Annotated in this window: 11 protein-coding genes; 6 read left to right on the top strand and 5 right to left on the bottom strand. The window is 68.8% G+C overall.

Annotated elements, in window-relative coordinates; genetic code table 11:
• Nucleotides 1-35: 35 nt before the first annotated feature.
• The 6 genes from ABYF38_RS00365 (at nucleotide 36) to ABYF38_RS00340 (ending at nucleotide 7234) form a co-directional block, all read left to right on the top strand.
• Entirely contained in the window at nucleotides 36-1832 is a 1797-nt protein-coding gene (locus ABYF38_RS00365; RefSeq protein ID WP_371152154.1) for a glucose-6-phosphate isomerase, read from the top strand.
• Nucleotides 1829-3373 (top strand): glucose-6-phosphate dehydrogenase, encoded by a 1545-nt coding sequence (zwf, locus tag ABYF38_RS00360; RefSeq protein WP_371152153.1) that lies wholly within the window; start codon nucleotides 1829-1831, stop codon nucleotides 3371-3373. The genes ABYF38_RS00365 and zwf overlap by 4 nt, the downstream gene beginning before the upstream one ends.
• An 8-nt stretch (nucleotides 3374-3381) precedes the next feature.
• Nucleotides 3382-4383: a glucose-6-phosphate dehydrogenase assembly protein OpcA gene (locus tag ABYF38_RS00355; RefSeq protein ID WP_371152152.1), complete on the top strand. Its 1002-nt coding sequence runs from the start codon at nucleotides 3382-3384 to the stop codon at nucleotides 4381-4383.
• On the top strand, nucleotides 4380-5144 hold the full coding sequence (gene pgl / locus ABYF38_RS00350; protein WP_371152151.1) for a 6-phosphogluconolactonase: 765 nt from the start codon (nucleotides 4380-4382) through the stop codon (nucleotides 5142-5144). Before ABYF38_RS00355 ends, pgl begins: the two co-directional genes overlap by 4 nt.
• 618 nt (nucleotides 5145-5762) lie before the next feature.
• Complete coding sequence (locus ABYF38_RS00345; RefSeq protein ID WP_371152150.1) at nucleotides 5763-6467, top strand: DUF6318 family protein; 705 nt, start codon at nucleotides 5763-5765, stop codon at nucleotides 6465-6467.
• Nucleotides 6468-6673: 206 nt separating this feature from the next.
• Nucleotides 6674-7234, top strand: a complete 561-nt coding sequence (locus ABYF38_RS00340) for a hypothetical protein (protein WP_371152149.1) — start codon at nucleotides 6674-6676, stop codon at nucleotides 7232-7234.
• 133 nt (nucleotides 7235-7367) lie between these two features.
• Here the strand turns inward: ABYF38_RS00340 and secG are convergent, their stop codons facing one another.
• The 5 genes from secG to whiA form a co-directional block, all read right to left on the bottom strand.
• Nucleotides 7368-7607, bottom strand: coding sequence for a preprotein translocase subunit SecG (secG, locus tag ABYF38_RS00335; RefSeq protein ID WP_371152148.1), 240 nt, complete (start codon nucleotides 7605-7607; stop codon nucleotides 7368-7370).
• Nucleotides 7608-7747: 140 nt separating this feature from the next.
• Nucleotides 7748-8527 (bottom strand): triose-phosphate isomerase, encoded by a 780-nt coding sequence (gene tpiA / locus ABYF38_RS00330; RefSeq protein WP_371152147.1) that lies wholly within the window; start codon nucleotides 8525-8527, stop codon nucleotides 7748-7750.
• A 1-nt stretch (nucleotide 8528) separates the two neighbouring features.
• Nucleotides 8529-9719: a phosphoglycerate kinase gene (locus tag ABYF38_RS00325; RefSeq protein ID WP_371152146.1), complete on the bottom strand. Its 1191-nt coding sequence runs from the start codon at nucleotides 9717-9719 to the stop codon at nucleotides 8529-8531.
• A 95-nt stretch (nucleotides 9720-9814) separates the two neighbouring features.
• Nucleotides 9815-10819, bottom strand: coding sequence for a type I glyceraldehyde-3-phosphate dehydrogenase (gap, locus tag ABYF38_RS00320; protein ID WP_371152145.1), 1005 nt, complete (start codon nucleotides 10817-10819; stop codon nucleotides 9815-9817).
• 297 nt (nucleotides 10820-11116) lie between these two features.
• On the bottom strand, nucleotides 11117-12094 hold the full coding sequence (gene whiA, locus ABYF38_RS00315) for a DNA-binding protein WhiA (RefSeq protein ID WP_371152144.1): 978 nt from the start codon (nucleotides 12092-12094) through the stop codon (nucleotides 11117-11119).
• Nucleotides 12095-12096 lie beyond the last annotated feature (2 nt).

The following is a 12096-nucleotide window of genomic DNA, read 5'->3' as shown; positions in this document are numbered from 1 at the left end:
CCGCGGCAAATAGGCAGCCGCTAGACGGAGGAATCATGAGCAACGAAGAGATGATCGAAGAGACGCAGTGCTGCGAGGGTTGCGGCTGCGGCGAGCCGGAGACCACCGAGGAGTTCCTGGAGGACGACGACCTGATCGTGGCGCTGGCCGGCCTGCCCTTCGAAGAGGACCAGGAGGAGGCCTGCGAGGGGGGCTGCGGCGGCGGGGACGAGGGCCCCACCCCGGCCCTCGAGGTCATGACCACCGGCGTCGCCTCCGACGCCGCCTACGCGCACGTCGAGCGCCTGGTGGAGGACAAGATCGCCTCCCGCATCGCCGCGAAGGACTCCACCATCTGGGGAGAGGCCGCGCAGCCGGAGGCCTCCATCCGCCTGGGCTGGACCCACCTGCACACCACCTCCCGCGACCTGGTGGAGCCCATCCGCGCCCTGCGCGAGGAGCTGCTGGCCGACGGCATCGACCGCGTGGTACTGGCCGGCATGGGCGGCTCCTCCCTGGCCCCCGAGGTGATCGCCGGTACCTACGGCGTTGACCTGGTGGTGCTGGACTCCACCGACCCCGACCAGGTGGCGCGCGGCCTGTCCGGCGACCTGGCCCGCACCGTCCTGGTGGTCTCCTCCAAGTCCGGTGGCACCGTGGAGACCGACTCCCAGCGCCGCGTCTTCGAGGCCGCCTTCACCGAGGCCGGCCTGGACGCCGCCAAGCACATCGTGGTGGTCACCGACCCGGGCTCGCCGCTGTTCCACGCCGCCACCGAGGCCGGCTACCGCAAGATCTTCGAGGCCGACCCGACCGTGGGTGGCCGCTTCTCCGCCCTGACCGCCTTCGGTCTGGTGCCGACCGGTCTGGCCGGCGTGGACGTGGAGCAGCTGCTGAACGACGCTGCCGCAGTGGCCGACGAGCTGGCCGAGGACTCCCCCGCCAACCCGGCCCTGATCCTGGGCGCCGCCATCGCGGGCACCGACCCGCTGCGCGACAAGCTGGTGCTGGCCGACGACGGCTCCGGCCTGTTCCACTTCGGCGACTGGGCCGAGCAGCTGGTGGCCGAGTCCACCGGTAAGGACGGCGTTGGCCTGCTGCCCGTGGTGGCCTCCCTGGAGGCCCCCGAGCTGGCCGAGGAGGCCGGCGACGTGCTGCCGGTGTTCCTCTTCAACCTGGACGCCGACGAGGTGCTGCTGCGCTCCGACGCCGTGCACGTGGCCGGCCGCCTGGGCGCCGCCATGCTGCTTTGGGAGTACGCCACCGCCATCGCGGGCGTGCTGCTGGGCATCAACCCGTTCGACCAGCCCAACGTGGAGTCCGCCAAGGCCGCCGCGCGCGAGCTGCTGGAGAACACCCCGGAGCCGGAGGCCGCCGCGTTCGTGGAGGACGGCATCGAGGTGCGCGCCTCCGCCGGTCTGCTGGACGGCGTGACCACAGTCGAGGGCGCCCTCGAGGCCCTGTACGCCACCCTGGACGCGGACAAGGGCTACCTGGCCGTCATGGCCTACCTGGACCGCGAGGGCGCGCCGGCCGGCGTGCTGGAGCCGGTGCGTGACGCCCTGGCCCGCCGCGTGGCCCGCCCCGTCACCTTCGGGTGGGGCCCGCGCTTCCTGCACTCCACCGGCCAGCTCCACAAGGGCGGCTTCCCGATCGGTGCGTTCCTGCAGATCACCGGCACCGCCACCGCCCAGCTGGACATCCCGGGCCGCGAGTTCGACCTGGCCACGCTGATCGGCGCGCAGGCCGCCGGTGACGCCGCTGTCCTGGCCGAGCACGACCGCCCGGTGGTGCGCTTCCACGTGCAGAACGCGGCCGCCCTGGAGCGCCTGGCCGCGCTCCTGCAGGCATGAGGGGTGCCGAAGAGGTAGCCCTGGAGCAGCTGGCCACCCTGCGGGATCCGCTCGATCGGCGGCTCCCGCGGGTGGCCGGCCCCAGTGCCCTGGTGATCTTTGGTGTCACCGGCGACCTCGCCAAGAAGAAGCTGCTGCCCGCCGTCTACGACCTGGCGGCGCGCGGACTGCTGCACCCGGCCTTCACGCTGATCGGCTACGGCCGGCGCGACTGGAGCGACGAGTTCTTTGCCTCCACCGTGCGCGAGGCCGTGGTGGCGCACGCCCGCACTCGTTTCGACGAGCGCATCTGGGCGCAGCTGGCCGCCGGCATCCGCTTCGTGCAGGGCAACTTTGACGACGACGCCGGTTTTGACCGCCTGGCGGAGACGCTGGCGGACGTGGACGCCACCCGTGGGACGGGCGGCAACACCGCCTTCTACCTGTCGGTGCCGCCGGACGCGTTCGCTAAGGTGTGTGGCCAGCTGGCCCGCGTGGGCCTGGATGACACCTCGCGCGGCTGGTCCCGCGTGGTCATCGAGAAGCCCTTTGGGCACGACCTGGTTAGCGCACGTGAGCTGGACGCCGCGGTTTCCCGGGTGTTCCCGGAGACCAGCGTGTTCCGCATCGACCACTACCTGGGCAAGGAGACGGTGCAGAACCTGCTGGCGATGCGCTTCGCCAACCGCATGTTCGAGCCGCTGTGGAACGCCAGCCACGTGGACCACGTGCAGATCACGATGGCCGAGGACATCGGCATCGGTTCGCGCGCCGGCTACTACGACGGCATTGGCGCGGCCCGCGACATCCTGCAAAACCACCTGCTCCAGCTGCTGGCGTTGACGGCGATGGAGGAGCCGGCCTCCCTGGACCCGGACAACCTGCGCCAGGAGAAGATCAAGGTGCTGGAGGCCGTGCGGGTGCCGGAGGACCTGGCCCAGGCCGGGGCGCGCGGGCGCTACGGGGCCGGCTGGCAGGGCGGGCAGAAGGTGCGCGCCTACGTGGAGGAGGACGGCATCGCGCCCGATTCCACCACGGAGACGTACGCGGCCCTGCGCCTGTTCATCCACAATCGCCGCTGGGCCGGGGTGCCGTTCTACCTGCGGGCTGGCAAGCGCCTGGGCCGCCGCGTCACCGAGATCGCGGTGGTGTTCAAGAAGTCGCTGCACTCCCCCTTCCACGACACGGAGATCGACGGCCTGGGCCACAACGCCCTGGTGGTGCGCGTGCAGCCCGACGAGGGTGTGACGCTGCGCTTTGGCGCCAAGGTGCCGGGCACCATGACGCACGTGCGCGACGTGTCGATGGACTTCGGCTACGGGCACGCCTTCACCGAGAACTCCCCGGAGGCATACGAGCGCCTGATCTTGGACGTGCTGCTCGGCGAACCGCCGCTGTTCCCGCGCCAGGCCGAGGTGGAGTTGTCTTGGCGCATCCTGGACCCGGTGTTGGAGTACTGGGCAGCCAACGGCGCGCCGGACACCTACGAGCCGGGCTCGTGGGGGCCGGCCAGTTCCGACAAGCTGCTGGCGGCCGACGGGCGCGCCTGGCGCCTGCCATAGGAGTAGATGTGCGAATCAAACTTGCTTACACCTCCTCCGCGAAGGTGGCCGCCCGGCTGCTGGAGCTGCGCGAATCGGGCGGCTCCTCTGCGCTCGGGCGCGTGCTGACGCTCGTGGTGGTGGTCCCCTCGCCCGCCGACGTGGAGGACGCCCTGGCGGCCACCACTGCGGCTTCCTTGGAGCACCCGTGCCGCGTGATCGTGGTGACCGGTTCGTGCGCCACGTGTAGCGAAGCGGGCGCCGCGGAAGTCGGGATGGACGACGCTGCCGCCCCGGCCAACGGCGCGGTGACGCCGTGCGAGGAACCGCGCCTGGACGCGGAGATCCGCGTGGGCCGTGGGGCCGGTGCCAGCGACATCGTGGTGCTGAACGGGCGCGGCGAGGTGGGTGGTCCGGAGACCCTGATCGCCCCGCTGCTGCTGCCCGACTCCCCGATCGTGGTGTGGTGGCCCACCGACCCGCCCAAGGCGCCCAGCCAGGACCCGTTGGGCAAGCTGGCCCACCGGCGCATCACGGACTCGCGCGGCACGCAAAACCCGATCGAGCGACTGAAGGAGCTGGCCCAGCAGCACGTGCCGGGCGACTCGGACCTCTCCTGGTCCGGCGTGACCATCTGGCGCTCGCTGATCGTGCTGGCCGCCGGTGAGCCGCCGCTGGCGCCGATCACGTCCGTCGACGTCTGGGGCAGCGCTACCCACCCGGCCGGGCGGCTCATCGGCGCCTGGCTGCGCGTCCAGTTGGGCGTGCCCGTGCGCATGCACATCAACCCGGAGGCGGCCACCGTCAACCGGGTGGTGCTGCACCGCGAGACTGGCGATGTGGAAATCGACCGTCCCGTGGGAAGTGCGGTGGCGGTGCTGCGTCGTCCAGGCGTCCCCGACGTCTCTCTGGCGCTGCCGCGGCGCACCACTGCGGACTGCCTGATGGAGGAACTGCGCCGCCTCGACGTGGACGCGATCTACGCGAAGGTGATCTCGCAGGGACTGGAGCTGGTCGAGGAGGTCCAGTGAGCAAGCAGGTTGCAAGCCGAGTCGTCGTGCTGCCGGACCTGGAGGCAGCGGCCGAGCTGGCAGGTGCCCGCCTGCTGGACGGCATCATCGCCGACCTGTCCACGCAGGACGTGACGCACGTGGTCCTCACCGGCGGCACCGCCGGCATCAGGATGCTGGTGCGCGCGGCGGCCAACCCGCTCGCGGCGGCCGTGGACTGGCGCCGGGTGCACATCTGGTGGGGCGACGAGCGCTATCTGGCTGAGAACCACCCGGAGCGCAACTCCTTCCAGGCGCACACGGCGCTGCTGGACCACCTGCCCGCGCCGGCCCACCTGCACCCCATCCCGGGGCCGCCGATGGCGCTGGAGCAGGCGGGCGTGGAGTTCGCGCGGGCGCTGGTGGCGCACGCCCGCGTGGGCGACGACCTGCCCCGCTTCGACCAGGTTTTCCTGGGCGTGGGGCCAGACGGGCACGTGGCCTCGATCTTCCCGGGGCACGCCACGCTGCAAGCCGGCGGGACCGTGGTGGTGGAGGCCAACTCCCCCAAGCCCCCGGCCGAGCGGGTCTCCCTGACCCTCGGGGCGCTTGCCACCGCGAAGCGGCTGACGTTCCTGATCGCCGGGGCGGACAAGGGCCCGGTCCTGGGCGAGATCGCCACCGACACGGACTGTGCCCTGCCTGCGGCGGTGCTGGACCGGCTCTCCGGGCACCACGGTGCCTGGTTGACCGACCAGCCCGCGATGCAGGCCTCGGGGCTGCCCGGGGCGCTGGAGCGGTAGCGGTCGCTAGCGGCGGGCCGAGACTCGCTCAAACTTGTCAAACCGCGTCGAGACTCGTCCTTAGCGGCCCCGCCATTGACAAGTTTCGGCGGGCTTGGACAAGTTCCTGCGCGCTTGGACAAGTTTCGGCGGGCACTTTCCGTGTGGCCGGGGCGCGCGGAGCTGCTGGGCCGGCTTCCAACTAGACGTTTGGCGCTTCGACTCGACGTTTGACGCTTCGACTCGACGTTAACCAGGGCCGGAACGTCTAGTTGAGTGCCCCAACGTCGAGTTGAAGATCGAAACGTCTAGTTCAGACAACGCGAGCGCCAGTCCACGGGCACCTTTAGAGCGCAACCCCGTCCCAGTGCCGGCCCCTCCCCGTGTAAGCCCGGAGCATGGACGACGTTCCACCCGCCCCGTCGCTGGGGATAGTCCCTCCGCGTGGAGGCCCAGAGCATGGACGACGTTCCGCCCGCACCTTCTCTAAACCGGCCCTCGGCGTGTTGGCCTGGGTGGGGCGCTCGTCCCTTGCTCTCTACAGGGTCTTTCTGCTGGCCGGCCGGGGAGATCGCGAGGGCGGCGGTTGTTTTCCACAAGTGGTAGATACGGCAACGAGCCCTGGTCTAGGTTCGATTCATGGAGATCAACCCGACCCAGCAACCGGCAGTGGCCGCCACGCGCCCGGCCCGGCGGGCGGCACCACGGCTTCTCCTTGCCACCCTGGTGGCCCTTCCCCTGACCCTGGCCGCCTGCTCGACCCAAACCGAGGCGCCCCCGGCCCCGCTGCCCATGCCCAGCGTGAACACCACGGCGCCGGCGAGCAGCCAGCCCTCCGACCAATCCACCCAGGCAACACCGGTCCCCAGTGGCCCTAGCCAGACACCGCTCTTGCCGGAACAGATACAGGCGCCCGTGCCCTCGGACGTAGCGCTAGAGAACAGCGCCGACGGTGCCGAGGCCTACGCCTACTTCCTCTTCCAAGCCTGGTGGTACCTCATCAACACCCACGACCTGGACTGGTGGGACACCAACATCCCCGACTGCGACTGGAAGCACCAGATTTACTCGATCGCTGCGGAAAAGGAGCGCAGAGGGCTGCGTAACGAAACAGCAGAGATCACCCCTTACACCACAAGCAGGAAGGTGAATCCTGAAAACTCCAGCGAGTTTGCCATTACACTGCGCGCAAACGTCGGGGACATATACGAAATATCCAAGGGTGGCACCAGGGAAATTAGCACAAAAGCAACCACCTTCGAGCTCACCGCCAGATTGGAGTACCGGGACAGCGGCTGGAAGATCGTAGGCGCAGTAAACAGCACGGTCGGAGATGAGCAGTGATCTCCCCACTATTCGTTTCCTGCCTGGTCGCGTTAACTTCCCTAACCGCCAACAACTCCGAGGACTGGACAAGCTCGATAAACAACGATTCTGGAACTGTCACCGTCACAGGTGTCTGGAATGACACGCCTTCTGACAGCGAAATTGTAGAAACCCCGATCGCGGCGTTGCCTGTGCCGTCTGTGGTTCCTACTAGGCCGCATTACTTGTGTGAGTTTGAGGACCCGACCGAGTGCATGTGGGACTACGGGGAAAAACGCCGCCTGCCCCGCCCGTCCCCCAGCCAGGCACCCGAGGTGGACTGGACCAGAGCGGTGACCATCCGGGAGGTCGAGTCCATCAACTTCGCCCCACCCGCAGTGATCATGTGGCCCAACACCGGCGACGTACTCATCAACCTACCCACCCCCGTGATGACCGACGCGGGTGAGCGGATCTACACCCTGCAGTTCACCACCGCCACCGTCCAGGTACGCGCCACCCCGTTCGAGTACACCTGGGACTTTGGCGACGGCACGGTAGAGACCGTGGACCACCCAGGCCTGCCCGACCCGCAGGCCACCTACAAACACCAATACCTCACCCGGGCAGCCAAGAACCGCATCACCCTGACCACTTCCTGGCGCGCCGAGTTCCTCCACCCCCGCACCGGGGCCTGGATCCCCATCGAAGGCAGCGTGCAAACCGTCAGCTACTCGCGCTGGTTCACCCAGAAAATGGCCGTGCCCTTCCTGACCGACGAAGCCGAAAAACTAGACGGCCACTAACCCACCCCCACCCCCTTGTTGCACACGCCCCCTGCGGCCGGGCGGTGGTGCCGGCAGACACGTCGGTGGGGGCGATTCGCAAAGAATCGCCCCCACCGACATCACCTCCGGACCGCGCCTATGCGGCCCGGGCTCAGAAGAGTTCGAGCACTCCAATGAGGATGATGGAGGTTACCCACACCACTGCGGTGACAACGGTGATGCGGTTGAGGTTCCGCTCGGCAACGCCGGAGGACGACATCGAGGAGGAGATGCCACCACCGAACATGTCAGAGACGCCGCCGCCCTTGCCCTTGTGCAGCAGGATGGACAGGATCAGGAAGAGGCTGGAAATGACCAGCAGCACCTTCAGCAGGATAGAAACGAAAAACACGAGCAGACCGTTCGTACTAGCGAGCAGGGATGCCCGCGGGCCTAAGCCGCGCAGACGTACCCCCCAATGATACTGGAAAGAAAGAGTGGGGTGGCGCACCGCTCCGGGCGCGCCACCCCACCACCTGAGAGGGAGCTAGATCAGGCGTTGAAGCGCGCGATCTTGGCGAACTCCTCGGCCTGCAGGGAGGCGCCGCCCACCAGGGCACCGTCCACGGCCTCCTTGGCCATGATGTCGGCAACGTTGGAGGACTTCACGGAGCCACCGTAGAGCACGCGCACCTTGGCGGCGGTCTCGGCGTCGAACAGCTCAGCCAGGCGAACACGGATGGCGGCGCAGACCTCCTGCGCGTCCTCCGGGGTCGCCACCTCGCCGGTGCCGATCGCCCAGACGGGCTCGTAGGCAACGACGGTCTGGGCGGCCTCCTCGGCGGAGAAGTCCGCGTACATGCCGTCGATCTGAGCCAGGACGTAGGAGACCTGCTCGCCGGCCTTGCGGACGTCCAGGCCCTCGCCGCAGCACAGGATCGGGGTCATGCCGGCGGCGAGCGCCACCTTGGCCTTGGTGCCGATCAGGGCGTCGGTCTCGCCGTGGTACTCGCGGCGCTCGGAGTGACCCACCACCACGTAGGAGACACCCAGGCGGGTGAGCATGGCGGCGGAGATCTCACCGGTGTACGCGCCGGAGGCGTGCACGGAGACGTCCTGGGCGCCGTAGCGGATGGAGAGCTTGTCGGCCTCCACCAGGGTCTGCACGGAGCGGATGTCCGTGAACGGCGGAACCACCACGACCTCGACGGCGTCGTAGTCGTGGCCGGCGTCACCCAGCGCCACGGCCAGGCCCTGCACCAGCTGGACGGCCTCGAGGTGGTCCAGGTTCATCTTCCAGTTGCCCGCCATCAGCGGCTTGCGGTTGGTCATCTCAGTCCTCCAGAACAGCGATACCGGGGAGGGTCTTGCCCTCCAGCATTTCGAGGGAAGCTCCACCACCGGTGGAGATGTGGGAGAAGGTGGCCTCGTCGAAGCCCAGGCGGCGCACGGCGGCGGCGGAGTCGCCGCCACCGATGACGGTGAAGGCGTCGCCCTCGCTCATCGCCTTGGCGACGGCGCGGGTGCCGCCGGCGAAGGCCTCGAACTCGAACACGCCCATGGGGCCGTTCCACACGATCGTCTTGGCGTCGGCCAGCTTGGAGGCGTACAGCTCCTGGGAGGCCGGGCCGATGTCCAGGCCCATGTCCTCGGCCGGGATGGCGTCAGCGGCGACCACCTGGAACGGGGCGTCGGCGGCGAAGTGGGTGGCGGCCAGCACGTCAACCGGCAGCACGATCTCCACGCCGTTGGCCTCGGCGGTGGCCAGGTAGCCCTTGACGGTCTCGAGCTGGTCCTCCTCCAGCAGGGACTTGCCGACCTCGTAGCCCTTGGCCTTGAGGAAGGTGTAGGCCATGCCGCCACCGATGAACAGGCGGTCGGCCTTGTCCAGCAGGTTGGCGATCACGCCCAGCTTGTCGGAGACCTTGGAGCCACCGAGAACAACGGCGTAGGGGCGCTCCGGGTCCTTGATGGCCTTGCCCAGGGACTCGATCTCCTTGAGCACCAGCAGACCGGTCGCGGAGGGCAGCAGCTTGGCCACGTCGTAGACGGAGGCCTGCTTGCGGTGCACCACGCCGAAACCGTCGGAGACGAAGGCGTCGGCCAGCTTGGCCAGCTCGCCAGCCAGCTCCTCGCGCTCGGCGTCGACCTTGGAGGTCTCGCGGGCGTCGAAGCGGATGTTCTCCAGCAGCAGGATCTCGCCCGGGGCGAGCTCGGCGGCCAGCTTCTGAGCGGACTCGCCGACCACGTCGTCGGCCAGGGTGACCTTGGCGTCAACGAGCTCGCCGAGGCGCTTGGCCACGGGGGCCAGGGAGTAGGCGGGGTTGACCTCGCCCTTGGGGCGGCCCAGGTGCGCGGTGACGATCACGGCGGCACCGGCCTTGAGCAGGTAGTTCAGGGTGGGCAGGGCGGCGAGGATGCGGCCGTCGTCGGTGATGCGCTCGCCGTCCAGCGGGACGTTGAAGTCGGAGCGGACCAGCACGCGCTTGCCGGTGAGGTCGCCCAGGGTCTCGAGGGTCTTCATTGTGCTCCTCAGCTTTGAGTGGGACTGTCGATAAGGAAGCGGCGCCCGCGCATGGAACGTGGGCGCCGCTTCAAATGCTCAGAAACCGGTCAGAATCAGAGCTTGCCGCCGATGAAGACGGTCAGGTCAACGAGACGGTTGGAGTAACCCCACTCGTTGTCGTACCAGGACACGACCTTGACCTGGTCGCCGATGACCTTGGTGAGGCCAGCGTCGAAGATGGAGGAGTGCGGGTCGGTGACGATGTCGGTGGAGACCAGCGGCTCCTCGGAGTAGGCCAGGATGCCCTTCAGCGCACCCTCGGCGGCCTCCTTGATGGCGGCGTTGACGGCCTCGACGGTGACCTCCTCACGGGCGGTGAAGGTCAGGTCGGTGGCGGAGCCGGTGGGGACCGGAACGCGCAGGGCGTAGCCGTCCAGCTTGCCCTTCAGCTGGGGCAGAACCAGGGAGACGGCCTTGGCCGCACCGGTGGAGGTGGGGGTGATGTTCAGGGCGGCGGCGCGGGCGCGACGCAGGTCCTTGTGGGGGGCGTCCAGCAGACGCTGGTCACCGGTGTAGGCGTGAACGGTGGTCATGAGGCCACGCTCGATGCCGAACTTCTCGTCCAGAACCTTGGCCATGGGGGCCAGGCAGTTGGTGGTGCAAGAAGCGTTGGAGACGATGTTGTGCTTGGCCGGGTCGTACTCCTCGTGGTTCACACCGACGACGAAGGTGGCGTCCTCGTTCTTCGCCGGGGCGGAGATGATGACCTTCTTGGCGCCGCCCTCGAGGTGGGCCTTGGCCACCTCGGCGTCGGTGAAGAAACCGGTGGACTCGACCACGATGTCAACGTTGTGCTCGCCCCACGGGATGTTCTTGGGGTCGCGCTCGGCGAAAGCGGCGATGCGCTTGCCGTTGACGGAGATGGACTCGTCGTCGTAGGAAACCTCGGCGTCCAGGCGACCCAGGATGGAGTCGAACTTGAGCAGGTGAGCCAGGGTCTTGTTGTCCGTCAGGTCGTTGACGGCGACGACCTCGACGTCCGCACCCTGCTCGAGAGCGGCGCGGAAGAAGTTACGGCCGATGCGGCCGAAGCCGTTGATACCAACGCGGATGGTCACGATTGTCCTCCTGAAGTGCGCCAGATGGCGCGGAAGTCGTCTTTTTGGCTTGGCCCGGGTGGGGCCACCGTCCCTCTAGCCGGACGGCCAGCGTGGAACATGCCCTACGTTACACGGATGTGGCGTGGTCGATTCGGTGCAAACGTCCCAATGTGCCGCGCAATTGCTTGCGGCGAACAGAGTTGACGCACGGTTGCGTGATGGGTTGCACGATTTCGCAAGGCGCGTGTGCCCTATCGGTGTACGACGTTGCCGCCCGGCCTTTTCGCGGCGGGCGGTGGGTGAAATTGGCGGCCGTTAGTGGTCCTGGCCCTCGGGTGGGATCGCTGCGGTGGTGCCGGGAATGCCCAGTTCGTCGGCGCGCTTGTCGGCCATCGCCAGTAGGCGGCGGATGCGTCCGGCCACTGCGTCCTTGGTCAGCGGCGGCACGGTCAGGCGGCCCAGTTCCTCCAGGGAGGCCTCGGGGTGCTCCATCCGCAGGCGTCCGGCCTCTACCAGGTGGGCGGGCACGTCGCCCCCCAGGATTTCGAAGGCGCGGCCCACGCGGGCGCCGGCGGTGACGGCGGCCTGGGTGGAGCGGCGCAGGTTGGCGTCGTCGAAGTTCTGCAGCCGGTTGGCGTGGCCGCGCGCCTCGCGGGTGGAGCGGCGCTCCTCCCAGCGGTGCACGGCGTCCTTGGCGCCCATCAGGGTGAGCAGGGTGGCGATGTGGTCGCCGTCGCGGATCACCACGCGGTCCCCTCCCCTGGCCTCGCGCGCCTTGGCGGACACGCCCACGCGCCGAGCCAGGCCCACGATTGCCAGTGCGGACTCGCCGCCGGGGCAGGTGATCTCCAGCGCGCCGGAGCGCCCGGGTTCGGTCAGGGAGCCGCGGGCCAGGAACGCGCCGCGCAGCGCAGCGATGGCCTCGGTGGTGGTGCCCGCCACCACGCGGGGCGGCAGGCCGCGCACCGGGCGGCCGTGGCGGTCGATGAGCCCGGTGGTGCGGGCCAGGTCCGCCCCCTTGGTGACGACCCGCACCACGTACCGGTTGCCCTTGCGCAGGCCGCCGTTAATCACGATCATCTCTGAGTCGACGTCGTACAGCTCGCGCAGGGCCTGGCGCAGCCGCCGGGCGGCGACGCCGGAGTCAAGCTCGGGGGCGAGCACCACGGTGCCGCCGGAGATCTGCAGTCCACCGGAGAATCGCACCAGCGCGGCCACCTCTGCCCGCATCTCGCCGGGGCGTTCCACCTGCACGCGCGCAAGCTCGTCCTTGACTTCGACCGTCATAGACATAG

The sequence above is a fragment of the Buchananella sp. 14KM1171 genome (assembly GCF_041380365.1).
GTDB classification, from domain to species: Bacteria; Actinomycetota; Actinomycetes; order Actinomycetales; family Actinomycetaceae; genus Buchananella; species Buchananella felis.
Note: the sequence above shows the minus strand (reverse complement) of the source record. Positions and strands in the feature narration are given on the sequence as shown.

Coding starts and splice junctions, on each gene's coding strand:
- ABYF38_RS00365 (WP_371152154.1), top strand. CDS start 36: ATGAGCAACGAAGAGATGATCGAAGAGACGCAGTGCTGCGAGGGTTGC.
- zwf (WP_371152153.1), top strand. CDS start 1,829: ATGAGGGGTGCCGAAGAGGTAGCCCTGGAGCAGCTGGCCACCCTGCGG.
- ABYF38_RS00345 (WP_371152150.1), top strand. CDS start 5,763: ATGGAGATCAACCCGACCCAGCAACCGGCAGTGGCCGCCACGCGCCCG.
- tpiA (WP_371152147.1), bottom strand. CDS start 8,527: ATGACCAACCGCAAGCCGCTGATGGCGGGCAACTGGAAGATGAACCTG.
- ABYF38_RS00325 (WP_371152146.1), bottom strand. CDS start 9,719: ATGAAGACCCTCGAGACCCTGGGCGACCTCACCGGCAAGCGCGTGCTG.
- whiA (WP_371152144.1), bottom strand. CDS start 12,094: ATGTCTATGACGGTCGAAGTCAAGGACGAGCTTGCGCGCGTGCAGGTG.